This window comes from Aureimonas pseudogalii, from assembly GCF_014196835.1.
In the GTDB taxonomy this organism is placed as follows: domain Bacteria; phylum Pseudomonadota; class Alphaproteobacteria; order Rhizobiales; family Rhizobiaceae; genus Aureimonas; species Aureimonas pseudogalii.
The window spans coordinates 27274-50366 of record NZ_JACIEK010000003.1 but is presented as its reverse complement, the minus strand read 5'-3'; the positions used below and the strand labels follow the sequence as shown (position 1 = coordinate 50366).

20 protein-coding genes are annotated in these 23093 nt (G+C 66.8%); 10 read left to right on the top strand and 10 right to left on the bottom strand.

All coding sequences use genetic code 11. From position 1 onward, the window contains the following. The first annotated feature begins 162 nt into the window (after positions 1 to 162). On the top strand, positions 163 to 1848 hold the full coding sequence (locus GGR04_RS24270) for a right-handed parallel beta-helix repeat-containing protein (RefSeq protein ID WP_312857429.1): 1686 nt from the start codon (positions 163 to 165) through the stop codon (positions 1846 to 1848). A 124-nt stretch (positions 1849 to 1972) separates the two neighbouring features. Here the strand turns inward: GGR04_RS24270 and GGR04_RS08590 are convergent, their stop codons facing one another. The 3 genes from GGR04_RS08590 to GGR04_RS08580 all read right to left on the bottom strand — a co-directional run bounded on the left by GGR04_RS08590 (position 1973) and on the right by GGR04_RS08580 (position 6860). Next, positions 1973 to 3046, bottom strand: a complete 1074-nt coding sequence (locus GGR04_RS08590) for a glycosyltransferase (RefSeq protein ID WP_183199452.1) — start codon at positions 3044 to 3046, stop codon at positions 1973 to 1975. A gap of 121 nt (positions 3047 to 3167) precedes the next feature. Next, entirely contained in the window at positions 3168 to 4412 is a 1245-nt protein-coding gene (locus tag GGR04_RS08585) for a lipopolysaccharide biosynthesis protein (protein WP_183199451.1), read from the bottom strand. A 201-nt stretch (positions 4413 to 4613) separates the two neighbouring features. Continuing rightward, positions 4614 to 6860, bottom strand: coding sequence for a polysaccharide biosynthesis tyrosine autokinase (locus GGR04_RS08580; protein ID WP_183199450.1), 2247 nt, complete (start codon positions 6858 to 6860; stop codon positions 4614 to 4616). 623 nt (positions 6861 to 7483) lie between these two features. On the opposite strand from GGR04_RS08580, the gene GGR04_RS08575 reads away from it, so the two are divergent. From GGR04_RS08575 to GGR04_RS08540, 8 genes are all read left to right on the top strand, one after another. Then, positions 7484 to 8797, top strand: coding sequence for a nucleotide sugar dehydrogenase (locus tag GGR04_RS08575; RefSeq protein WP_183199449.1), 1314 nt, complete (start codon positions 7484 to 7486; stop codon positions 8795 to 8797). 73 nt (positions 8798 to 8870) lie between these two features. Further along, complete coding sequence (locus GGR04_RS08570; RefSeq protein WP_210291715.1) at positions 8871 to 9326, top strand: glycosyltransferase family protein; 456 nt, start codon at positions 8871 to 8873, stop codon at positions 9324 to 9326. Positions 9327 to 9563: 237 nt separating this feature from the next. Further along, entirely contained in the window at positions 9564 to 10001 is a 438-nt protein-coding gene (locus tag GGR04_RS08565; protein WP_183199447.1) for a glycosyltransferase family protein, read from the top strand. Positions 10002 to 10021: 20 nt separating this feature from the next. Further along, positions 10022 to 10489 carry a glycosyltransferase gene (locus GGR04_RS08560; protein ID WP_210291714.1) on the top strand — a complete coding sequence of 156 codons (468 nt, stop codon included), beginning with the start codon at positions 10022 to 10024 and terminating at the stop codon, positions 10487 to 10489. Between the two features lie 8 nt (positions 10490 to 10497). Next, entirely contained in the window at positions 10498 to 11592 is a 1095-nt protein-coding gene (locus tag GGR04_RS08555) for a Gfo/Idh/MocA family protein (RefSeq protein WP_183199445.1), read from the top strand. A 16-nt stretch (positions 11593 to 11608) separates the two neighbouring features. Continuing rightward, on the top strand, positions 11609 to 12496 hold the full coding sequence (locus tag GGR04_RS08550; RefSeq protein ID WP_183199444.1) for a hypothetical protein: 888 nt from the start codon (positions 11609 to 11611) through the stop codon (positions 12494 to 12496). Positions 12497 to 12592: 96 nt separating this feature from the next. Next, entirely contained in the window at positions 12593 to 13780 is a 1188-nt protein-coding gene (locus GGR04_RS08545) for a glycoside hydrolase family 5 protein (protein ID WP_183199443.1), read from the top strand. An 85-nt stretch (positions 13781 to 13865) separates the two neighbouring features. After that, positions 13866 to 14405, top strand: a complete 540-nt coding sequence (locus GGR04_RS08540; RefSeq protein WP_183199442.1) for a serine O-acetyltransferase — start codon at positions 13866 to 13868, stop codon at positions 14403 to 14405. Positions 14406 to 14416: 11 nt separating this feature from the next. Here GGR04_RS08540 and GGR04_RS08535 read toward each other — a convergent pair whose 3' ends face one another. From GGR04_RS08535 to GGR04_RS08520, 4 genes are all read right to left on the bottom strand, one after another. Then, positions 14417 to 16009, bottom strand: a complete 1593-nt coding sequence (locus tag GGR04_RS08535; RefSeq protein WP_183199441.1) for a M10 family metallopeptidase C-terminal domain-containing protein — start codon at positions 16007 to 16009, stop codon at positions 14417 to 14419. 140 nt (positions 16010 to 16149) lie between these two features. Continuing rightward, the gene (locus GGR04_RS08530) at positions 16150 to 17034 is read right to left on the bottom strand and encodes a C40 family peptidase (protein ID WP_183199440.1); all 885 of its coding nucleotides are present in this window, start codon (positions 17032 to 17034) and stop codon (positions 16150 to 16152) included. After that, entirely contained in the window at positions 17031 to 17381 is a 351-nt protein-coding gene (locus GGR04_RS08525; RefSeq protein ID WP_183199439.1) for a MarR family transcriptional regulator, read from the bottom strand. The genes GGR04_RS08530 and GGR04_RS08525 overlap by 4 nt, the downstream gene beginning before the upstream one ends. Before the next feature lie 73 nt (positions 17382 to 17454). Next, positions 17455 to 18849, bottom strand: coding sequence for a leucyl aminopeptidase family protein (locus tag GGR04_RS08520; RefSeq protein WP_183199438.1), 1395 nt, complete (start codon positions 18847 to 18849; stop codon positions 17455 to 17457). 103 nt (positions 18850 to 18952) lie between these two features. Here GGR04_RS08520 and GGR04_RS08515 point away from each other — a divergent pair, with 103 nt between their 5' ends. Further along, positions 18953 to 19870: a tetratricopeptide repeat protein gene (locus GGR04_RS08515; protein ID WP_246393028.1), complete on the top strand. Its 918-nt coding sequence runs from the start codon at positions 18953 to 18955 to the stop codon at positions 19868 to 19870. 12 nt (positions 19871 to 19882) lie between these two features. On the opposite strand, the gene GGR04_RS08510 is transcribed toward GGR04_RS08515, so the two are convergent. The 3 genes from GGR04_RS08510 to GGR04_RS08500 form a co-directional block, all read right to left on the bottom strand. Further along, positions 19883 to 20692 (bottom strand): inositol monophosphatase family protein, encoded by an 810-nt coding sequence (locus GGR04_RS08510; RefSeq protein WP_183199437.1) that lies wholly within the window; start codon positions 20690 to 20692, stop codon positions 19883 to 19885. Positions 20693 to 20742: 50 nt separating this feature from the next. Next, positions 20743 to 21642, bottom strand: coding sequence for an ROK family protein (locus GGR04_RS08505; RefSeq protein ID WP_183199436.1), 900 nt, complete (start codon positions 21640 to 21642; stop codon positions 20743 to 20745). 132 nt (positions 21643 to 21774) lie between these two features. Beyond that, positions 21775 to 22995 carry an ROK family transcriptional regulator gene (locus GGR04_RS08500; protein ID WP_183199435.1) on the bottom strand — a complete coding sequence of 407 codons (1221 nt, stop codon included), beginning with the start codon at positions 22993 to 22995 and terminating at the stop codon, positions 21775 to 21777. Positions 22996 to 23093 lie beyond the last annotated feature (98 nt).

Below are 23093 nucleotides of genomic sequence, written 5' to 3'. Positions count from 1 at the left end.
ATGAAGAACGATGCTTTGCCGCATGTAAACGGCCGAACGGAGCAATAGACTTCGAGGAAGGCGGTCGGGAACCCATCCATATCGATCTCCCGCGCGCTTTGGGGGGATACGGGCCAACGATACCCGGATGCCGACGGCATCTCCCACCATGAGGGCGCACCCGTGCCAAATCCGCAGATCGTCTCGAACGATGCCGAACTCCTGTCGGCGTTGAAGCACGCGAACGGGGGCGAGACCATTCTCCTCGAAGGAGGCTCGCGCTATTCGCTGGACCTCAAGCATGTCAGCTTCGCCAGCAACGTGACGGTGAAGTCGCTGTCGTCGAACGATCAAGCCGTGTTCACCGACGTCAAGCTCGACCACGTCGCCAATCTCAGGCTGGACGGCGTGACATTCGACAGCCACGGCGACAAGCGCCCCGACTGGCAACCCGATCTCTTCGTCGAAGACAGCCGCAATATCAGCGTCGTCAACTCGACGATGAAGGGGGATGCGAGCGCTTTCAACAATGGCAAGGTCCATGTCGCCACGGACGGCGTCCGGGTCTCCGGCACCAACGGCTTCACCTTCGAGAACAACGAGGTCTCGAACTACAATTTCGGCATCAAGGTCACGGTGTCCGACAACGTGACGATCGCCGGGAACGACGTGCACCACATGCAGGCGGACGGCATGCAGTTCGCCGACGTCGACAAGATCGTGGTCGACGGGAACCAGATCCACGACTTCCTGGGATCGCTGTTCTCGATCAACCACAACGACATGATTCAGTTCTTCACCAGCCACACCACTTCGGCGTCGGACGGCATCACCATCCGCAACAACGTGCTGGACAGCGGCGACGGCCATTGGACCCAGGGCATCTTCATGGGCAACGAACTCGGCATCGCCTATCGCGGCGTCCTGATCGAGAACAACACCGTCTTCAACAACAGCTTCCATGGGATCACCGTGGGCGAGGCCGACGGCGTCGTGATCCGCAACAATTCGGTTCTGCTGAACGAGGAAACGCCCCGGACCGAGTTTCGCAACGACAACATCTACATCTCGATCAAGCCGGGCTCGCGCGACGTCGTCGTCGAAAACAACATCGCCGGCAAGTTGGACATTCATTCGCCGGCCAGCGTTCACGACAACCTCACCGTCGACTACCGCAACCCGAACGCGCAGAACTACTACGCCAAGGTTCTCGATCTAGCGGGCCAGACAGACGATTCGCATGTGGCGGGGATCAAGCTTTCGAGCCAGTCGGATCTCGTGCGCGAACTGCTCGGCGCCGGTCCGCTGGGCTCGAGCCTGACGCGCCAAGGCTCCGGGCCGAGCGAACCGCCAGCCACCACGCCGACCAAGCCGGAACCGACGAACCCCGTGCAGACCGGCACCGGCGGCAACGACCGCCTGTTCGGCACCGGTGGCGACGACGCGGTTCGCGCCGGCGCGGGACACGATCTCGTGGATGGCGGCGCGGGAGACGACAAGCTCTATGGCGACGCCGGGAGTGATCATCTTCGCGGCGGCAACGGCGACGACAGCCTGTTCGGCGGCGATGGTGCCGACATGCTGTGGGGTGGCGCCGGCAACGATCGCCTCGACGGCGGGGCCGGTCGCGACAATTACTACGGCGGCGACGGCCTGGATGTCTTCGTGCTCGTGAAAGGCGAAATCGCCGACGACCGGATCCATGGCTATGAGCCCGGACGCGACCGGATCGTCCTGTCCGGTTTCGGCGACGACGCCAGCGTCAGCCTCGCCGGCCGCGGGGTCTATGCCGTTCATGAAGGACAGGACACCGCCCAGTTTCGCGTCGTCGGCTACAGCGGCGAGACGGACGGCTGGCTCGTCGGCTGACGTTCGCGGCCTTCCCGCTCAATCACCGTCGCGGCGCGGATTATCGGACCCCGCGCGCGTCTGGCGCTCCCAAGTCCATCCGCGCGCCATCCTTCGGACGAGGCCCTGCCGCCCCGCCCGCCCTTTAGGGGACGAGCCGTTCGAGACAGGCTTCGGCCTGCAGACGCCAGCGCCGCTCGCGCTTGTCCTTGAGCGTGCGGCTGGCCTGCCGCAGCTCGCCCTGCCGCGAAAGAGCATCTTGCACCGCGGCCGCCATCGGCGCGGTCTCGTTGGCCGCGAAGAGCGCGGCATCGCCGAAGAGCGAGCGCAGCAGCTGCGTGTCGCTCAGCACCATCGGCCGCCCTGCACCCACGGCCTCGTTGGCGCCGCTGAGCTGGATGCCCTCCCCCGTGGTCAGCCCGATCACCAGGCTGCAGTTCGTGAGCAGGTGCGTGTACGCCTCGGCCGAAAGGTACCCGGTGAACTGGACGTTGGCGGGCGCACGTGCCGGATAGTTCTTCGACTGCGCACGCGCCAGATTGCCGGTGAGCTTGAACGTGGCGTCCGGCACCCGCGCGGCGACCTCCATCAGCATCTCGATGGGCTCGTCGTCGTGGTAGGAGCACGGCACGAGAATGACCTGCGGCACGGGATCGCCGGCCGTTTCATCGACGGGAAGCGGCGCCGGCCGGGTCTCCAGGACGAGCAGCCGGTCGCTGCGCACGCCGAGCCCAGCCGCCTTGGCGCCGACGGCCGCATTGTGGGCGATCACCACGTCGAAGCTGTTCAGCGCCGGGATCGTGCCGGGGATCTTCATCCAGAAATTGCCGGGCACGTCGGGGTCGAGGCCCATGTTGTGGCAATCCGCGACCACCTTGAGCCGGCGCCCTCCGAGCGCGCGATAGGCCACCAGAAGATGGGCGAAGAAGGTCGGCGGCGACTGGAACCAGAGAACGTCGGGCTTGTGGCGCCGGATCGCCGCGATCGTCGAGGCGGCCTGCCGGATGTAGCCGAACGGCTTGGCCCATTTGGCGGCGTAGGGCGGTGGGAAATAGAGAAGGTCGTAGCCGATGAAGGAGCGCATCGACTCGGGTCGGCGCTGGAAGCGCACCCAGGCGATGTAGAGATGCTTCAACGCGAGCGCCTGTACGGCCTTGGCCGACGATGCCGGCATGTCGTCTGCTGGCGTCACCGTGACGGGGGCGTTTGGATCGGTCATCGGGGTCTGCTCCTTCGCAAGAGCCGGGCCGTTTGCGGTCCGGTTCGACGTTTCATCTGCGGACGGGGCGCATTCTGGCGCCCCGGATCATTGTCGGCTCTCTCAGCTCCCCGCGCCGGGCTCAGCTATGCCGGAAGTAGCGCACGCCCAGCCAGCTCGCCGCCACGAGGCTCGTCTGCACCAGCAGGCGGGCGGCGACGGCGCCCGTCAGGCCGCCATAGGTCGCGCCGATCCAGCAGAACGGCACGATCGCGATCGTCGACGAGGCCATGATGACGACGCGCACCCCCTGCCGGTCGATGGCGCGCAGGATGTCGGCGCCGACGCCCATGAGGCCGAGCATCAGCGGATGGATCGCCAGCCAGCGCAGCGGCGTGACGATCGACTCGTATTCCGGGCCGATCACCAGCGGCACGAACTGGGCACAGACGATGATGCCCAGGGCGGCGGCGGCTGAAAGCAGGCAGGCGTAGGGCACCATGCGCACGCCGAATGCGACGCTCGCCTCGCGGCTTCCCTTCGCCGCGCGGAAGTAGCGGGTGTAGGTCGCATAGAGGAAGGCGCGGATGGGGGCGGACGCGGCGTCCACGATGCGGAACGCCGCGGTGTAGATGCCGCCGAGCTCCGGCCCGAGGACCTGGACGACCACCGGCTTGTCGAGGTCCTTCACGCCGTTCACCGAGGCGAACTCGAGGCTGAAGAGAAATCCCATCCACAGCGAGTTGCGCTCGAAGTTCCAGACGGGGCGCCCGAGCTTCCAGAGCATCCAGCCGAACGCCGCCGCTGCCGAAAGCGCCGATCCGGCGACGTAGAAGGCGGCCCAGATGTCCAGCGTCAGGTCGGGAACGAGCACGAAGGCCAGCGCCGCCGCCGCCAGCCGGAACAGTTGGCTGCCGATGTCGATGCAGGTCTGCGTCGCCGCGCGGTCGAAGGCCATGAAGGCGAAGGTCGAGATCATCGTCAGTTTGCGGAAGACGATGTCAGCGAGGAGAATCAGGAACAAGCCGGTCCACGACAGGCCGCTCGTGTCGAGATAATGGAAGGCCAGCAGCGTCGCCGCGAACAACGGCACGACCGTCAGTGCGTTCAGGATGAGCGCGTGGCCGAGTTGGCGCGGGAAGGCGTCGTGATCGACTGTGACCTTCTGGATCAGCAGTCGGTCGCTGCCCCATCCGACGAAGACGCCGACGAACAGCGCCACCGCCGTGACGCTGGCGAAGACGCCGTAGCCGGCCGGGCCCAGCGATCGGCTGATGAGCACGAAGTAGCCGAGCTGCACGAGGATCTGCGACCCGAAGTTGATCGCGTAGAAGAACGTGTTCTTCGCCAGGGCGGACGAGCGAACACGTCGCAGCTGGTTGAGCATGCGGGATCCCCAGGGTTGTCGAACGAGTGCGGACGGCGCGCGGACCAAGGGCCCATGCGGCCGCGCGGCATGGCCGAGGTCTCGAAAGGGCGGTCGGGCGAGCCGCTCGCCTTTCGGCCCGCCCGCGACCTCATGGGGCCACAGGCCCGTCGCGCCTCGACCGGAGCCGGTTCCGGCACGCGGCCGACGATCGCTTGACGCTCAGCGCTCGAAATACTGCGTGTATTCCTGATGATAGAACTCGGCCGATCCATACGAGCGGTAGAGCTTCAGCTTGGCCTCGTCGGACCGGTTGAGGATCACGCCGACGCATTTGTTGCGGATCGTCGGGTTCGTCGCCAGCAGGCTGTGCACCAGCTTGCGCGAGGTATGGCCCCACTGCACCACGAAGACGAAGGCATCGACCCGCGAGGCCACCGCCTTGGCGTCCACGACAGGGCCGATCGGCGGCAGGTCGAGAAGCACGTAGTCGTAGTGGGCACGGCTGTCGTTGATCAGCTTCGACATGCGCGGCGAGGACAGAAGCTCGCTCGAATGGAACACCCGCTGCCGCAGGACAACCGGCAACAGCGAGAAACGACCCGAGGCATCGCTGAGCAGCGTGCCGGCGGCCTCGTTCGGGTTCAGCAGCGTTTCCACGAGGCCGGACTTCGGCTTTTCCGCCAGCATGCGGCTGAGGCCGGGATTGCGCATGTCGCCGTCGATGATCAGCGTCTTGGCGCCCTGCATCGCGAGAAGCTGCGCCAAGTTGGCCGAGATCGTCGATTTCCCTTCGCCGGGTAGGCAGGAAATGATGCCGATGACCTTCGACGCCTGATCGGGCAGTGTCATGTCGACCGCCACCTTGGCGTTGCGCAACGTCTCGGCGAAGGACGAGATCGGGTGGGTCTGCACGTAGAGCGCCGGCGAGCCGGGCGGAAACAGGCTGCCGCCGGCCTGCGAGATCTGCTGGCTCTTGTCCGACATATCCTGCGCCGTGAGTTCGGGCGTGAAGCCCAGGAACTCGATGCCGAGACCGTTGCGCACCTGATCGCCCGTCCGGAAGAACCGGTCACGATACTCGCGCACCACCGCGACGCCGGACGCGGCGGCGACGCCGAGCATCAGGAAGAGCGCCAGCACGAGCGGCTTCTTGGGGTGGCTGGGGAACTCCGCCAGCGAGGCCGGCGTGATGACGCGCGCATTGATCGAGGGAAACGACTGCTGCTGCAGCGTGGCCTGATAGCGGGTCAGGAAGTTGTCGTAGAGCGACTTCAGCGTTTCGGACTGGCGCTCGAGCTCGCGCAGGCGGACCTGCGTCGTGCCCGCCGCGGCGTTGACGTTGAGCGCCTTGGCGAGGTTGTCCTCGAGCGACTTCTGGCGCGACTGCGCGACCTGGTAGTTGTTGTTGTAGCTGTCGGCAATGCGCTTCAGCTCCTGGAAGATCAGGCGCTCGTAGTCGGCCATTTCGGCGCGCAGGCGAACCGCCTGGACATGGTTCTCGCCGAGCTTGGAGCTGATCTCGCTCTCGCGGCGCGAGGCATCGAGATAGCGCTCGCGCAGCGTGGTGATGGTGCCGCTGGCCAGCGCGTCGTTGACCACGGCGTCGGTGCGCCCGCTGGCGATGAGGTTCTCGATCTGGTCGTAGCGAGCCTTCGCCTCGGCGGTGGTGGCCTGCGCCGTGATCAGCTGCGAGTTGATCTCGCCGAGCTGCTGCTCCGAAACGAGCGTGCCGCCCGCGGACTGGAGATTGTTCTCGGCGCGGTATCGCTGGACCGCGAGGTCGGCCTCGAAGGCCTGGCCCCGAAGATCCGCGATCCGATCCTGCAGCCAGGTGCTGGCGCGACGCGTCGCGTCGAAGCGGGCGTTCAGCTGATCGTCGATATAGGCGTCGGCGTAGGCGTCGACGACCTGCTTCGACAGCGTGCGGTCGGGAGAAACATAGGAAAGCGACAGCGCGTAGGTCAGCCCGACGCGATCGACCTTGACGCCGTCCTGCAGGCTGGATGCCGCCTCCTGCACCAGTTGCTCGCGCGTGGGCGCCACCTCGGGCTCGGAGCTGCCGAACACCGAGAATAGCGACTTGATGCCGCTCTTCAGGCTGGCGATCGGCGAGAACCCGCCCTCGCCGGTGAACGCCGAATTCTCGGTCAGGTTCAGCGTTTCGACGACCTTGCGGGCGAGACTCTCGGAGCGCAACAGCTCGACCTGGCTGAGCATCTCGGCGTCGTCCTTGAACACGCCGCTGGCGACGGCGGCCTCGTCGACGGCCTGCGTCTGGCTCTTGTCGATGAGGATGCTGGCCGACGACGTGTAGAGCGGGACCGTGGTGAACAGGTAGATCAGTCCGATGACGGCGCCGATGACGGCGCCCGCGACGAGAACCCAGATCTGCCGGCGGACGGCCCCGATGATCTGCTCGATGCTGGGAAGCGAAGACCCGAACTCGGCATCCTCGTTCTGCGGCATCGGATCGCTTTGGATGTGGGACTCGCTGACATGTAGCATCGACGCATCTCGCCTTGGACGAAGGTGGGGTGCTCCGTTCAGCCGGCGGTCGGCCGGGCGCACCCCGAGAAAATCAAGTCGGGCGCGGACATTCTCCGACAGAGAATGCACCCGCCCCCTGTCCGCCGATCGATCCCCGTCGACCGGACGAAACGAGATGTCATGTTGCACCGCACATTCTCCAGGCCCGAAGGATGGGGAGATGTGAAGTCGTGCAACTCCGAGTCTTCGACGACGAGGCTCGGAACGCCCGTCAGCGCCACCTAGCGTTTACCTATTGCACTGCAGCACCGTCGTCCAAATGCCGAAGGAGTATACGCGTTCCCGGTCCGCTACAAGATACGGCATGCGCCCTGATGGATCGTCTGCATGATATTTCGTAGACCAACCGGATCACCCAGGGGTAGCTGCAAGGGCCCCTGTTTCGCCTGCAAACGTACGCCGTTACGTGGCATCGGCCAATCGTCGCACGCGATTAAAATGGGTGATTTTTCTTCCATCCTCTGTCCGATAGCTAGGCAACCTGTGTAATCCCCGTTAGATGTGCGCCGCAACAAGATGTCGTCTCACGCCGGAGCTGCTCGATGAAGATAGCCATATTCGGGATCGGATATGTCGGAGCCGTCGCCGCTGCATGCCTTGCGCGGGACGGACACGAGGTCGTCGCGGTCGACATCAACCAGCAGAAGGTCGACACGCTTCTCGCCAGGCAGTCGCCGATCATCGAACCCGGTCTGGACGAGCTGATCGACACCGCCGTCGACGGCGGAATGCTGCGGGGCACCACGTCCGCCGACGAGGCGATCGCGGCCTGCGACATGTCGTTCGTCTGCGTCGGCACGCCGGCCCGCCCCAACGGATCGCTGGACACGACCTACGTGGAGCGCGTCTGCGAGGACATCGGCCGCGCGCTGACCAAGCGGACGGGTTTCCACTCCGTGGTGATCCGCTCCACCATCCTCCCGAACACGATGGACAACGTCGTGGTGCCGCGGCTCGAGGCGGCATCGGGGATGAAGGCCGGCGAGGATTTCGGCATCGCCTATTATCCCGAGTTCCTGCGCGAGGGCTCGGCCATCGCCGACTACGACAATCCCGGCGCGATCGTCTTCGGCAAGCGCGACGACCGGACGCTGGATCGGCTGATGGAACTGCACGCCCAGTTCGCCGTGAAGCCGCACGTGCTCTCGCTGAAGGCCGCAGAGGCGATCAAGTACACGAACAATGCCTGGCACGCGATGAAGATCAGCTTCGCCAACGAGATCGGGCTGATCTGCAAGTCGCTGGGCGTCGATAGCCACGACGTGATGAACGTCCTGACCGCCGACACCAAGCTGAACATCTCGCCGGCCTACCTGAAGCCGGGCTACGCGTTCGGCGGCTCGTGCCTGCCAAAGGACGTCAAGGCGCTCCGCCACCGCGCCGGGCGCGAGGACGTCGACACGCCGATCCTCGACGCCATTCTCGAAGCCAACGAGAACCAGATCCGCACCGCGTTTCGCCTCGCCACCGCGCCGGGCCTGCGTCGCATCGGGCTGATCGGGCTGAGCTTCAAGCCGGAGACCGACGACCTGCGCTACAGCCCGTTCGTGGAACTCGCCGAACGCCTGATCGGCCGCGGCTACCGGGTGCGGATCTACGACCCGATCGTGCAGCCTGCCCGTCTCACTGGTTCGAACAAGGCGTATCTCGCCGAGCAGCTTCCGCACATCAACGAGATCCTACTCGACGACGTCTCGGCGCTCGTCGACGACAGCGACGTCGTCGTCATCGGGAACCGGAAGGAAGCCGCTCCCATTCTCGACACGCTGGCGAGGCGCAACATCCACGTCGTGGACCTGGTCCGCGTCTCCGGCGACGAGCGGTCGCACGACAATTACCAGGGACTCTGCTGGTAGGCCTACCGACGATTCCAGCGCCCCGTCGACAGGATCGATGGCGGCGCCAGTGAATGGCAGCATGGAGACTTCGATGGCAGAGAAGATCATGGCGATCGCGTCCGGTGGCGGACACTGGATCCAGATGCGCAGGCTCCTTCCTGCCTTCGACGGCCTCGACGTCTTCTTCGTGAGCGTGTCGCCGTCGTCCAAGATCGACGTACCGAACAGGCGGTACTACGCGATCCGGGACGTCAGCCGGCGCAACCGGCTCGGCGCGGCGCTTCTGTCCTGGCAGCTCCTGCGTATCCTGCTGCGCGAGCGGCCGACCACCGTCATCAGCACCGGATCGTTTCCGGCACTGATCGCCTTCGGCCTCGCCAAGACGCTTCTGGGGGCGCGCACGATGTGGATCGACAGCATCGCCAACGTCCGGGTGATGTCGGCATCGGGTCGTCAGGCCAAGCGCGTCGCCGACGTCTGGCTGACGCAATGGCCGCATCTGGCGGCGGAGGAATCGGGGCCCAAGCATTGGGGCTCGGTGTTCTGAGATCGATCATGGCACGGGCTGGGGTGATGAAAGCCCGGCGGTGACGAAGTGACACGCGCACGACAGATCAGACTCCGGAAGCGAAGGGCGGCTTGCTTTTACGATCAACTTCCAGTCTTGTTTGACCTATTATAAGTTGTGATGCCACCCACGACAATAGATCGACGAGCGGCATAAGGCTTCTTTTCGCCTTGATGAGACTGGAAAGGTATGGTCCGAATGCGACCGGATAAGATCATGGCCATTGCATCCGGCGGCGGACATTGGATCGAGATGCGCCGGCTGTTGCCGGCGTTCAAGGATCTCGATGTCTTCTTCGTCAGCATCGCGCCATCGGCGGCGCTCGATGTACCGGACCATCGCTACTATTCCATTCGCGATGTCAGCCGTCGCAACAGCCTCGGGTTCTTCATTCTCATCTTGCAGCTCATCCGCATTCTTCTGGTCGAGCGACCGACCAAGGTCATCACGACTGGCTCGGCCCCGGCTCTCGTCGCACTGAGCCTCGCCAAGGTTCTGTTGCGCGCGCAGACGATGTGGATCGACAGCATCGCCAATGTCCGCGTCATGTCCTCGTCCGGCCGTCAGGCGCGCCGCGTCGCCGACGTCTGGCTGACGCAGTCTCCGCAAGTCGCCACGCCCGCCGGGCCGCAACACTGGGGTTCCGTTCTATGATCTTCGTCACGATCGGATCGATGTTTCCGTTCGACCGCCTCATCACCTACATGGACGAGTGGGCGGCCGCGAACCCGACCGTCGACGTGCGTGCGCAGATCGGCGACGGCGAATACGAGCCTCGCCACATGCCCTTCGACCGCAAGCTGGCCCAGAACGAATTCGACGACGTTCTCTCCCGCGCCGATTTCATCGTCGCGCATGCCGGCATGGGCAGCGTCATCCAGGCCGCCGAGTTCCAGAAGCCGATCATCATCCTGCCCCGTCTGCAGGAATGGGGCGAGCACACCACGAACCATCAGGTCGACACCGCCAACTGGCTGCGCGACCGGCCCGGCATCAAGCTGGTCGAGACCAAGGAGGCGCTGTTCTCGACGGTCGAGGACTGGCTCGTCGCCCCGGAATATCCCGACGGCGCCCTCTCCAAGACGGCACCGCCGGAATTCATCGACCGCATTCGCGGTTTTCTCGTCAGCAAAGAGCGTTGAGGCACACAATGATCGAGCTTGGCCTGGTCGGCCTCGGAAAGATGGGGATCTCGCATTTCGCGATCGCCAATGCCCATCCTCAAGCCAAGGTGTCGGTCTGCGACGCGACGGGCTACGTCCTCGACGTGGTCAAGAAGTACACGGGCGTCGAGACCTACGCCGAGTTCGACGAACTCCTCGCCCGTCCCAACCTCGACGCGGTGATCATCGCCACGCCCTCGCGCTTCCATGGACCGATGGTCCGGGCGGCGCTCGAAAAGGGCATTCATGTCTTCTGCGAGAAGCCCTTCTGCCTGGACTGGCGCGAGTCCGAAGAGCTGGCGGATCTCGCCGAGAGCAAGGGGCTGGTGAACCAGGTCGGCTACCACTACCGGTTCGTCGGCGCCTTCCGCGAGATGAAACGTGTCGTCGACAGCGGTGCCATCGGCCAGGTGACCCACGTTCTCGCCGAGGCCTATGGCCCGGTGGTGCTGAAGCCGAAGGGCTCGACCTGGCGCACGAAGAGCGCCGAGGGCGGCGGCTGCCTCTACGACTATGCGGCGCACCCGATCAACCTGCTCAACTGGTGCTTCGGCGTGCCGGAGACGATCTCGGGAACGATCCTCAACCCGATCTTCTCGGCCGACACCGACGACGAGGTCTACAGCACCTTCACCTATCCAGCTGGCGGCCCGAGCGCGCATGTCTCCGTCAACTGGAGCGACGAGTCGCAGCGCAAGATGTCGACCAAGATCACCCTGATGGGAACGAAGGGGCGCATCTATGCCGACCGGCAGGAATGCCAGGTCTATCTGCGCGAAGAGTCCCCTGCCCTGCCTGGATACGGCAAGGGCTGGACGGTGAAGTACACGACCGAACTGACCGAAGAGGTCTGGTTCTACCTGCGCGGCGAGGAATATTCCGCCCAGATCGACCATTTCGTGCGAGCGGTCGAGGCTCGGAAGAGCGACGGCTTCAATTCCTTCCGCAGCGCTGCCGAGACCGACAAGGTGATGGGGCGCATGATCGCCGATCACAAGGGTCTGGGCGAAGAGGCCCCTCGCCCCGTTCGCCAGACCTCGACGGCGCCCCGCAAGCGCTTCTCGCTGTTCTCGCGTCGCTGAAGACCGGAGATTTCCCATGGATAGACTTCTGCTCGGGGACAATCAGTTCTTCGGCGTCAACCATATGTCCGAGGAGAAGGCGCGGGCGCAGTCCATGCGCTTCCAGGACATCCAGGCGATCATCGACGTGCTCGACGCCGCCTACGAGGAGGGCGTGCGCACCTTCATGTGCACCACGCACGATCGTATCGAGATCGTCGCCGAGCACGTGCGCAAGAACCCGGACAAGTATCCGGACTTCAAGTTCTTCCCCTGCATGCCCTACGCGCACAAATACGCCAACGCCGTCACCGAACACGGCATGATGGGCGCCGCGAAGGCCTTCCTGCCGGACGAGGGCCTGCTGAACGCGGCGATGCGCGGCGGCATGTCGCTGGCTCGCAAGGACGTCGACGGGTTCGCGACGCTGCTCGTCGATGCCGAGATGAAGATGTTCCGGGGGCTGCAGACGCCCGTGATCTTCCTGCAGAACGTCGTGGTCGACCTCCTGCTCGGCATGGGCTTCAAGGAGGCGTTCCGTATCTTCGCCGACCACGTCAAGACGCGCTACAACGCCGAGCCCGGCTTCATCACCATGAACATGCCGATGCTGCTGAAGGCGCTGGAGGAGGTCGGGGTCGACAACCCGATCGTCTGCGCCAACATCAACAAGATCGGCTTCCGGATGAGCGGCGGTCTCGAGGCCTATGACGACGCCTTGAAGACCAAGCGCTTCCGGTCGATCGCCATGTCGGTCTTCGCGTCCGGCGCCATTCCCGCGCGCGAGGCCATCGAGTGGGTGTGCGAGCAGCCCAACGTCCAGGCGATCTGCTTCGGCGCGTCGGGTCGCGGCAACATCCGCAACACGCGCGAGCTGGTCGATCGCTACTGGAAAGCGCCTGCGACGGAGTTCGCGTCCGCCTGAGAGCCAGCGCGCGCTGCACGAAAACCCGCTTGGCGGGTCGACGTCCGATCCTTCGTGGGGCCGGGCGTCGGAACAACATCTCGAAGGATGGCTGCCATGACCGATGCGACCCGCCGGGAGTTCGTGCTGGGCCTGCTGGCGAGCACCGTCGCAGCCGGGCCGCTCGCGCTTACCGGACCGGCCTTCGCGCAGGCGCCGATGGCGACGTCAGGCCGACCGCTGACCTGGGACGAGGCGCTGGCTGGGCATCGCTACGGCGTCGCCCTGGCAGGGCTCGAGTTCGGCGAGAAGGTGTTCCCCGGTCGCCTCAACGCCGAGATCGTGCCGCCCCAGCCGGACCGCTACGCCTATTACGCGTCGAAGGGTCTGAAGACGATCCGACTCCCCTATCTCTGGGAGCGCTTCCAGCCGGAACTCTTCGGCGACATCGACGGCCGCGTGGACCTTTTGAGCACCGATCGCCATCGCGGCGTCGTCCTCTTCAAGGATCTCGTGCGCGAGCAACTCGATCTGGCCGAGCAGCACGGCATCAAGGTGCTTCTCGATCCGCACAATTACGGCGCGCGCGCCCTTCGGCGCGACGGACGCTGGCTGGTCACCGGCGGCACGGGACGCGGCGGACGTTTCGCCATCGGCAGCCCGGACGTGCCGGTGGAGGCCTTCGCCGATTTCGTCGGCAAGCTCGCCGCCGAGTTCGCGGACCATCCGGCCCTGATGGGCTTCGACATCATGAACGAGCCGACGGCAATGCCGGAGGGGCCGGACAGTTGGTTCGCGGCGGCGCAGGCGGCGATCGACTCGATCCGCGACGTCTCGCCCGATGTCCTCATCTTCGTCGAGGGCTACCACTACGCCAACCCGTTCAACTGGCAAAAGCTCAACCCGCGACTGCACGAGTTGAAGGACCCGTCCGATAAGCTGGTCTTCTCGGCGCATCTCTATTTCGACGGCGATCATTCCGGCCGTTACCAGCAGGCCGAGGCGCGGGCGCCGCTGGCGGCCGGCACGGGCCGGCGCGCGGTGGACGACATCGAGCCTTTCTTCCGCTGGCTGGACGAGCATGGCCTTCGCGGTCATATCGGCGAGTTCGGCACGCCCGACACGCCGGAATGGGCCGACGCCGTCGAGAACTTCGTCGACGCCTGCCGTCAGCGTGAGATCGTCGTCCATGCCTGGGCCGACTGGCCCGGCGTGTCGAACTACGTGTTGCAGCTCAATCCGCAGGGCGGCCCGGACAAGCGGATCGTCACGCTTCTCTCGGAAGCGGCCCGCGCGCTGAACTGAGGACACGCCGCAAGCCCGGCGAGCCGTACGCCGTGGCGACCCGCAGCGACCTCGGCGGAACGCTCTCCCACCTCCCGAGGATCGCATGTGGACTCTCCTGAAAGAAGACTGGAAGACCTACCAGCGACCTCTCCTGGCGCAGGGTTTCTGGGCGCTGCAGATCCACCGGTTCGGCACCGGGCGCCTGCGCTTCCGCTCCAAGCTGATCCGCGTTCCCTGGGGCATCGTGCTTCAACTGCTCATCAAGATGTCCGAGATCCTGTTCGGCATCTATCTCGGCAAGGACGCCCGCATCGGCCGCCGCTTCCGGATCGAGCATTTCGGAACGATCATCGTCCACAACCGCGCGATCATCGGTGACGACGTCACCATCCGCCAGGGCGTGACGATCGGCATGCGTTCGGTGGAGCGTGCGCTGGAGGCGCCGGTCATCGGGTCGCGGGTCGAGATCGGCGCGGGCGCCAAGATCCTCGGCAACGTCCGGGTCGGCGACGACAGCGCGATCGGAGCCAACGCCGTGGTGCTTCAGGACGTGCCGCCCCACTCGCTGGCAGTGGGCGTGCCCGCGATCATCAAGCCGCGACGCGGCGCAGGAACGCCGGCCGAGGCCGCCGCCCTCGGCTGATCCTTCGAGCCTCAGGCGAAGACGAAGTCGGAGGCATCCAGCTGCGACACGTCGATGCCGAGGAGCCAGATACTGCCGCCCTCGCCGGTCTCGATCAGCACGTTGGCGTGCCGCTGGTCGAGGTGATCGGCGGCCCAGCCGGCGAACATCGCGTTGGTCACGCGGCCGAACACCGCGGAGAGATCGATCCGGTCCTCGTTGCCCGCCACATCGCCGAAATCGGCGATCTTGTCGCTCGACGCGCCGTCCCGGGTGAAGACGAAGACGTCGTTGCCGGCGCCACCGACCAAACGGTCGTCGCCTGCCCCGCCGCTCAACGTGTCGTTGCCGTCCTCTCCCATCAGCATGTCGTTTCCGGCCCCCCCGGCAAGCAAATCGTCGTCGGCCTGACCGCGAAGCGCATCGTCGCCCTCGCCGCCGGTCAGCGTGTCGTTGCCGAAGCCGCCATACATCACGTCGTCGCCAGCGCCGCCGCGAAGGTCGTCCGAGCCGGCGCCGCCCCAGAACGTGTCGTTCCCGGCGCCGCCCGACAGCGTGTCGTCGCCGGTATGGCCGAGCAGCCGGTCGGCACCGGCCGCGCCGGATATCAGGTCGTTGCCGCCGCCGCCTTCGAGCCGATTGTCGGCCGCGTTGCCGAAGATCGCGTCGTCGCCGGCTCCGCCAACGGCGTTCTCGATCAACGAGCGCGCATCGCCGCCGACCTGCAACGCGTTCGCGACGTTGCCGCGTGCGGGATGAGAGCCGTCGAAATGGAGCTGCGAAACCTTTGCGAAGGAGGACCAGCCGCCCGGCGTGAGGTCGATCTCGGCGGCGGCGGTGGCGTTCGAGAGATCGTAAGTGTCCTGTCCGCCGCCGTCCCAGATCGTCTCGAAGACCGGCGACCCAGTGCCGGGTCCCTGCGAGGCGCCGTCGACGAAGCGCTCACCGGTGGCGAGATCCCAGCGGTAAACGGTGTCGCCGGCGCGCGTCTCGTAGTTCGCGCCGTAGAGATGCTGAAGCGCGGCGATGTCGAGCGCCATCGGGCCGGTCGGGTAGTTGCCGTCCTCGGCCGCATAGGCGGAGGCGCCGACATAGGACCGGTACGACATGACCGTGTATTCGATCGAATCGTAGGGCGTCGGCACCGTTCCGAACGCGCCGGTTTCGTGCGGATGCTTGAGTCCGAGCGTGTGGCCGATCTCGTGAACCAGCGCGAACCCGCCGTAGCTGCCGGGCTGCGGGTCGGCGAACCGCGCGCCGGCGGACTGGAACCAGGCGTCACCGCCCGCCGAACCCGCCTCGGGTAGGTAGGCGTAGGCGGTTTCGGGCACGGCGGACATCGCGTAGAGCAACGTCGCCCCGGCCGCCGCATCGCCGAAAGCCTGCGTGAAGGTGAGTCTGGCGACCTCCGCATAGGACGCGAGGATGCGCGAGACGCTCGCCTGCGCCAAGGCTGAGAGGGGCTGAAACCCGCTGGCGGCCTCGCCGGCGCCGTACCCGGCCCCATACGCGGCGGCGGATGACGGAAAACCGTATGTCAGCTGGCCGGAAGTCCAGGCTTCGCCACTCAGAAGGCCGTCGATCGACGCGTTCCCGCTCGAAGACACCGTTCGGATGGCCACCATGTCGATCGCTCCTTGCACATCGCCCGCGCGGCCGCAGGCGATCCCTCCCTCCCGAGGAGATCGACTATGAAGCGATGGACCTGATCAAATGCTGAAGGCGATCGTTCGAATGCAGCGACACGAGGAACCGTCGGACGCTGCTATCGGGCCCCGAGGCGGCGGCGCATCGTCACGGACGATCCGCGTGCCGCGCTGCGTGCCACCGCCGAATCCAAGGGCTCCACCGCCGTCATCATGTGATGGACGTTGGCATGGAGCAGCCGTTCGGCGTCGAGCATGATCCCGACATGGCCGAGCCAGAACACGAGATCGCCACGTGCGAGCGGCTTGTCAGATTCGAGCGCACGACCGCATTGGAAGGCCTGCAGATCCGAGTCGCGGGGCGTCGCGATGCCGGCCTGTGCGAGTGCCACCTGGACCAGCCCCGAGCAGTCGATGCCCAGAGCCGACTTGCCTCCCCACAGATAGGGAACGCCGACGAAGCGTTCGGCGACAGCGACGAAATCCTCCGCCACTTCGGAAAGCGGGCTTAGATGCTGGCGAACCACAGCGCCGAACGGCGCTACCAGCGCGTACTCGGCATTGTGGTCGCGCGCCTCGCCGGTAACGGAGACGACCGCACCCATCGGCAGATCGTGCAGCGGCGGCAGCTTCACGTCCGGCCCGGGGAAGACGAACGTGCGCAGCGCCGAAACGCGGTGGGTCGGCGCGGACGAGGCGGCATCGCGAACGAGCGCGGCCGTCGGCATCCAGCCGACATAGCCGTCGCCGGCGAGTTGCACCCAGCACCAGCCCTCGTCCGTCTCCTCGAAGATCCCGACCGCTTCGCCGAAGAGCGCCTGCGTCTCCAGCGGTGCGCCGGACGCCGGCTGGCGACGCAGATCGGCGAGCGGCACGGCGACCCGCGCCGGCTGCGCCTCGACGAAGCGTGCCGCCTCCACCCGGCCCACGAGCCGGGCATCGGCGAGATCGGGTCGTGCCGCATGAAGCCGGCGATCGAGCGACACAGATTCGGTCACCGTCATCGGCTCAGTGCTCCCGCCTCGTCCACCAGCCGGTCGGCCATCTGCGATACGAAGAGACTTCCCTTCACCGTTCGGCGCACGAGAACGTTGCGAAGGTCCGCCGGGTCGCGTCGACGCTCCAGAAGTTCGAGCCGGCCCATCGTGTCGAGCGCACGCGTCACCACGGGCTTTGCGACGCTGAGCTTCGAGGCGAGCCCGCGCACCGTATGGGGCGGCGGCTCGAGATAGACGGTGAGGAGAATCGCCGTCTGGCGCAGCGTCAGATCGGGACTGGCGTCCTGCGTCTGGCGCAGCGCATTGCGATGGAGCAAGCGCAACGCCTGCGCCGGCCTGATCTCGATCCCCATCACCACCTCGCCTGCGACTCAAACGCTCGTTTCGGACCCGTACCGTCCAGTCACGACAGGGACGATGGCGTTTTCAAGACACCGCCGGGTAGCGCGCGGCAAAAACCGCCGCGAGCGCGCGAATTCCCTGCGCCTCGCCGCCGACCGGGCCGGTCGGCCCGGCCTGCGGCCGCCATCCGAAGACGTCGAGATGCGCCCAGCTCGCCGATTTCTCCACGAAACCTTGCAGGAACAGTGCGGCGGTGACGGCGCCCGCATGGCCGTCGCTCGTCACGTTGTTGATGTCGGCGATCTTGGAGCCGAGATTCTTCGCGTAGGGCTTCCAGAGCGGCAGGCGCCAGAGCGGGTCGGCCAGACGCCGGCTCTCGGCGGCGATCTCGGCCGCCAGCGCTTCGTCGTCGGTGAAGAAGGGTGGCAGGTCGGGCCCCAGCGCGACGCGCGCTGCGCCCGTGAGCGTCGCCATATCGACAAGGATCTCCGGCGCTTCCTCGTCGGCGAGCGACAGCGCGTCGGCGAGGATCAGCCGCCCTTCCGCGTCTGTGTTGCCGATCTCCACGGTCTTGCCCTGCCGGCTGCGCAGGATGTCGCCGGGACGGAAGGCGTTGCCGGCGATCGCGTTCTCGACGGCGGGAATGAGCACGCGCAGGCGCACCGGCAGGCCGGCGCCCATCACCAGCCGGGCGAGGCCCAGCACGTTGGCAGCGCCGCCCATGTCCTTCTTCATGAGGAGCATGCCCGAGGCCGGCTTGATATCGAGACCGCCGGTGTCGAAGGCGACGCCCTTGCCGACGAGCGTGACGCGCGGCGCATCCTCAAGGCCCCAGCGCAGATCGATCAACCGCGGCGCGACGGCACTCGCCCGGCCAACGGCATGGATCATCGGGAAGTTCGCCGCGAGCAACGCGTCGCCAGTGATCACCGAGATGTCGGCGCCGAACTCTTCGGCCACCGCGCGGGCCGCCGCCTCGATCCCGTCGGGCCCAAGATCGTTGGTCGGCGTGTTGACGAGATCGCGCACCAGCGCCACCGCATCGGCCTCGCGCAGCACCCGCGCGCCATCGGCGCCGGTCGGCAGCACGAGCCGCGCCCCGCCCTCGCGCGGCTTGGCGAGATAGCGCTCGAACCGGTAGCCGCCGAGAAGGAAGGCCAGCCCTGCGAGGTCGGGATCGAGCGCCGGCGCGCTTCCCGCCGCCAGATGCCAATCGCCGACGGGCAGATCCCTGCCGAGGACACCGGCGAGCAAGGCGTCCTGCGCCGGATCGCCGCCGTCCCGGCCGAGACCAAGGAGCGCGGAGTCGAGCCGGCCGTCCGCGCCCGGCACGACGAGGACCGAACCCGCTCCGCCCTTGAAGCCGGTCTCGGCGGCCCAGGCCCGCGCGCGCTCGGGCAGCGCATCGAGCGCGCCCTCGCGGACAGGATGAACCGGACGCGAGCCCTGCGTCGCTGCGGGTAGAAGACGATCGATCATCGTGCACTCCATCGAGCCGGACGCTCCGATGGTTTAACGGAGCGTTAGGGTTAACGATTTACTCTCAACGCACGTCCCCAGCCGATTTCCGGGAAGCGAGCGAATGCGCCGACACGACCTGATCCGTTCCGTCTCCGCTCTCGCGGACACGGCCGCATGCCGTTCCGGCGGCGTTTGCCGGCCGGCCTACGCGCGGCTCGGGCCGAGCGCAAGTCGCTCGCTCGCCGCGGCCGGCCTCCTCTCGCTTCTCGCGCTCGCCGGCTGCCAGACCTCGCGCGATCGCACCGGCTCCATTGGCCGGCCCGACGTCGCCTCCTCCACCTCGACGGCTATGGCGGCGCCGGTGCGCGACCTGTCGCAGCTTTCGGCCGCAGACCTTGCAGGGGCGGTGAAGGTCTATGGCGCCAGCTACGAGAAGAACCCCAAGGACAAGGGCGTTGGCCTCACCTACGCTGCGGCGCTGCAGGCGACCGGCCGCAACGACCAGTCGCTCGCTGTGATGCAGCAGGTCGCGATCAACCATCCGACAGACCGCGACGTGCTGGCCGCCTACGGCAAGGCGCTGGCGGCGGCCGGCGAGTTGCCGAAGGCGCTGGAGACGGTGCGCCGCGCGCAGACGCCGGACCGGCCGGACTGGCGCCTTCTCTCGGCCGAAGGCGCGATCCTCGATCAGCTCGGCGAGCGCCAGAAGGCGCGCATACTTTACGAGAAGGCGCTGGTGCTGCAGCCCGAGGAGCCCTCGGTGCTCTCCAATCTCGGCATGTCCGCGCTGCTCGCCAATGACCTGCCGACGGCGGAGACCTACCTCAAGCGCGCCGCGGCACAGCCGGGCGCGGATGCGCGCGTACGCCAGAACCTCGCGCTCGTGGTCGGCCTGCAGGGGCGCTTCGACGAGGCGAAATCGATCGCCACGAGCGTTCTTTCGCCGGACGAGGCGCAGGCCAACACCGCCTATCTCAAGCAGATGCTGTCGCAGCGCAACACCTGGTCGGAGCTCGAACGCGACGGCCGCCGCAGTTAAGCCGCGAGCATCTCACGCCGACGCCGTCGCTCCATCGTCGCTGAAGATCGCCGCGAGTTCGCCGTAGAGTCGCGGCGGCGCGGCCACGAGGGCGTTGCCGTTCCAGAGCCCGTCGCCGGCGAGGAAATCCGAGACGCGCCCGCCCGCCGCCTCGATCACAGCGAGGGCGCCGAGGCAGTCCCATGCGTTGATGTGCCGTTCGGCATAGCCGACGAGGCGGCCGGCCGCGAGATAGGCTAGTGCCAGCGCACCCGACCCGTCGCGGTAGAACATGCCGCCCGCCTGCAGCAGCCGCTCGAAGGCCGGCAGGAAGGTCTCGGGCGGCAGGCGCGTGGAATAGCCTGCGGCGACCAGTCCTTCCGTCACCGAGCCGGCATCCTTCACGCGAATCTCGCGCCCGTTGAGCAGCGCGGGGCGCCCAACACCGCCGGAAAAGCGCTCGTCGCGGGCGGGGGCATGAACGAAGCCTATGAGATTGCGGCCGTCCTTCACGAAGGCGATCGACACGCACCAGCTCGACAGGCCGTTGACGAAGGGCTGCGTCCCGTCGATCGGGTCCACCACCCAGATCCCCTGCCCGGCACTGAACTCGGTGCGGCCGGTTTCCTCCCCTAGAAACGCATCCTGCGGAAAGGTGGCGGCGAGGCGCTCGCGGATCAGCGTCTCGACGGAGAGATCGGCCTCGCTCGCCATGTCCTGCAACCCTTTCGAGCGCACGGTCAGGCTCTCGAAACGGCGGAAGTAGTCGAGGGCCAGAGCTCCGGCCTCGACAGAGAGGGCGTCGGCGAAATGGAAGCGGGCGTCGAGATCGGCTGGGGTCATGGTCGGGTTCGCTTTAGGAGTTTGAGACAGCGTTGATCCGAACGACCGCCTCAGCCGTCGCGCCAGAGCCAGGCGGCGCCGCGCACGCCGCTGGAATCGCCGTGGAGAGACTTGACCACCGGCGTGTGGAAGACTGTCGAGAACGTGTAGCGGGCGATCAGCGGCGGCAGGTCCGCGTAGAGTTCGGGCACGTTGGACATACCGCCGCCCATCACGAGGATGTCGGGGTCCAGAGTGTTGACGACGACCGAGAGCCCGCGTGCCACCCGGTCGACATAGCGCCCCCAGAGCAGCCCCGAGAGCCGGTCGCCGGCGCGCATGTCATCCATGATCTCGCCGGCGCGGCGCTCGCGCCCCGCGTGCAGGGCATAGTCCGCCTCGAAGCCGCGGCCCGAGACCCAGGTCTCCAGGCAGCCATGCTTGCCACAATAGCAGGGGCGGCCGGGCAGTTCCGACTGGTGGGGATAGGGCAAGGGATTGTGCCCCCACTCGCCGCCGGAATTGTTGGGCCCGTGATGGGCCCGCCCGCCGACGGCGATCCCGGCGCCGGCGCCGCTTCCCAAGATCACCGCGAAAACGACGTTGTGGCCGGCGCCCGCCCCGTCCATTGCCTCGGAGGCGGCCAGGCAGTCGGCATCGTTCTCGACGCGCACCGTGCGCCCGAGGCGCTCCGTCAGGTCGCGTTCCACAGGGCAGCCGAGCAGCCAGGTCGAACTGGCGCCCTTGCCGAGGCGCGACTTCGGCTCGAGCGAGCCGGGAATGCCGATCCCGACGCTCGCCGGTCCGCCGATACGGCGTTCCAGCTCGGCGATGATCTCGCCGATGGTCGCGATGCATCCGTCATAGTCGTGTCGCGGCGTGTCGCGCCGCAGCCTCGCCGCCTCGGCGCCGTCCGGCCTGAGGGCGATGCCCTCGATCTTCGTGCCACCCCAGTCGATCCCGATCAGCATGCCTCTCGCGTCCTCCCTTTCACCCCGGTCCTGCCGAAGACCGAAATCGTCGCGACGGACGGGTTTCGGCGGCTTCCGAAGGCTCCTGCTTGTTCAGTGTTCTCCCCGCGCCCTCCCGGCGGTGGGCGTCGCTCACCCGGCTTGTGCGGCGAACCAGCGTCCGTAGCGACCGAGGAAGCGATCGACCCCGGCCGCGGAGAAGACCCGCTCGCGTACGCAGATCGCGGCCCCGACGAGACAGGCGTAATCGGGCGTCGACGACGCCGTCAGCACGAGGTCACGCGTCGCCAGTGGCAGGCAGCGCTCTTGGACGAGTTCGCGAATGCCCTCCATCAGGTGTTCGCCGGCCAAGGCGAGCGTTCCCCCGACGACGATCCGCGCGGGATTGAGGATGCTGACCGCATCGCTGAGCGCCTCGCCGACGGCCCGTCCTGCCGCGCGAACGAGAGCGATAGCTTCCGTCGCGCCATCCTCGACATGCGCGATCACGTCGCGGGCGTTGCTCGCCTCGAACCCCTGCGAGCGCAGGTCTCGCGCCAGTGCCCAGCCGGCCGCGCGCGCCTCGAGGCAGCCGAGCTTGCCGCAGCGGCAGAGCGGTGGGGCGCGGTCGTCGAAGAACTGGATGTGGCCGATGTCCCCGGCCGCTCCTCGCGCTCCCCGATAGAGCCGCCCTTCGGTCATCAGCCCCGAGCCGATGCCAGTGCCGACCTTGACGAACAGAAACGCCTCGTCGCCCTCGTGATGTCTGAGGTGCTCGTGGAGGGTGATGAGGTTGACGTCGTTCTCGGCAAAGGAGGGTGCGCCGAAGCGCTCCACCATCCATCCGGCGACGGGGAAATGGTCCCAGCCGCGCAGGATCGACGGGCCGACCGCGTGGCCCGCCCGGTGATCGACCGGCGCAGGCAGGCTGATGCCGATGCCGGCGACGAACGGATCTCCCGGTTGCCGTAGCGCTTCGAACGCGGCGGCGATGCGCTCCATCGTCGCCTCGGGATCGTCCGTCGGCCGAAAATCGATCGCATCGCGTCGAAGGATCACGCCGGAAAGGTCGGTCGCCGCCAAGCGCACCTCCTGCTCGCCGATGTCTGCGGCGAGGATGCATCCCGCGTCGTCGGCGAGCCCGAGAAGCCGCGTCGGACGCCCGCCGCTCGGCACCGTCTCTTCACCCTCACGCACCAAGCCCGCCGCGGCGAGAGCGCTGAGCCGCTGCGCGAGGGTGACGCGCGAAAGCCCCGCCGCCTCCATCAGCTCTGCGCGCGACAGTCCGGGCGACGAGGCGAGCTGCGAGAGCACGGAACCTGTGGCGTCCAGCGAAGCGGGATCGAAGCGAAGGTCGGGAGCGATCAGCGACATGGTGCCGACGATGGCGTCGGGTGTGAGACCGCGTCAACCACTCTTCATGCTCGTACCAGCACTTTTGTAAAATTCTGAGCAAAAGCGTCTTGTGCGGC

Excerpts from the sequence above, each read along its gene's own strand:
- GGR04_RS08590 (WP_183199452.1), bottom strand. The coding sequence starts at position 3,046 with ATGACCGATCCAAACGCCCCCGTCACGGTGACGCCAGCAGACGACATG.
- GGR04_RS08585 (WP_183199451.1), bottom strand. The coding sequence starts at position 4,412 with ATGCTCAACCAGCTGCGACGTGTTCGCTCGTCCGCCCTGGCGAAGAAC.
- GGR04_RS08580 (WP_183199450.1), bottom strand. The coding sequence starts at position 6,860 with ATGCCGCAGAACGAGGATGCCGAGTTCGGGTCTTCGCTTCCCAGCATC.
- GGR04_RS08575 (WP_183199449.1), top strand. The coding sequence starts at position 7,484 with ATGAAGATAGCCATATTCGGGATCGGATATGTCGGAGCCGTCGCCGCT.
- GGR04_RS08570 (WP_210291715.1), top strand. The coding sequence starts at position 8,871 with ATGGCAGAGAAGATCATGGCGATCGCGTCCGGTGGCGGACACTGGATC.
- GGR04_RS08565 (WP_183199447.1), top strand. The coding sequence starts at position 9,564 with ATGGCCATTGCATCCGGCGGCGGACATTGGATCGAGATGCGCCGGCTG.
- GGR04_RS08560 (WP_210291714.1), top strand. The coding sequence starts at position 10,022 with ATGTTTCCGTTCGACCGCCTCATCACCTACATGGACGAGTGGGCGGCC.
- GGR04_RS08555 (WP_183199445.1), top strand. The coding sequence starts at position 10,498 with ATGATCGAGCTTGGCCTGGTCGGCCTCGGAAAGATGGGGATCTCGCAT.
- GGR04_RS08550 (WP_183199444.1), top strand. The coding sequence starts at position 11,609 with ATGGATAGACTTCTGCTCGGGGACAATCAGTTCTTCGGCGTCAACCAT.
- GGR04_RS08545 (WP_183199443.1), top strand. The coding sequence starts at position 12,593 with ATGACCGATGCGACCCGCCGGGAGTTCGTGCTGGGCCTGCTGGCGAGC.
- GGR04_RS08540 (WP_183199442.1), top strand. The coding sequence starts at position 13,866 with ATGTGGACTCTCCTGAAAGAAGACTGGAAGACCTACCAGCGACCTCTC.
- GGR04_RS08535 (WP_183199441.1), bottom strand. The coding sequence starts at position 16,009 with ATGGTGGCCATCCGAACGGTGTCTTCGAGCGGGAACGCGTCGATCGAC.
- GGR04_RS08530 (WP_183199440.1), bottom strand. The coding sequence starts at position 17,034 with ATGACGGTGACCGAATCTGTGTCGCTCGATCGCCGGCTTCATGCGGCA.
- GGR04_RS08525 (WP_183199439.1), bottom strand. The coding sequence starts at position 17,381 with ATGGGGATCGAGATCAGGCCGGCGCAGGCGTTGCGCTTGCTCCATCGC.
- GGR04_RS08520 (WP_183199438.1), bottom strand. The coding sequence starts at position 18,849 with ATGATCGATCGTCTTCTACCCGCAGCGACGCAGGGCTCGCGTCCGGTT.
- GGR04_RS08515 (WP_246393028.1), top strand. The coding sequence starts at position 18,953 with ATGCGCCGACACGACCTGATCCGTTCCGTCTCCGCTCTCGCGGACACG.
- GGR04_RS08510 (WP_183199437.1), bottom strand. The coding sequence starts at position 20,692 with ATGACCCCAGCCGATCTCGACGCCCGCTTCCATTTCGCCGACGCCCTC.
- GGR04_RS08505 (WP_183199436.1), bottom strand. The coding sequence starts at position 21,642 with ATGCTGATCGGGATCGACTGGGGTGGCACGAAGATCGAGGGCATCGCC.
- GGR04_RS08500 (WP_183199435.1), bottom strand. The coding sequence starts at position 22,995 with ATGTCGCTGATCGCTCCCGACCTTCGCTTCGATCCCGCTTCGCTGGAC.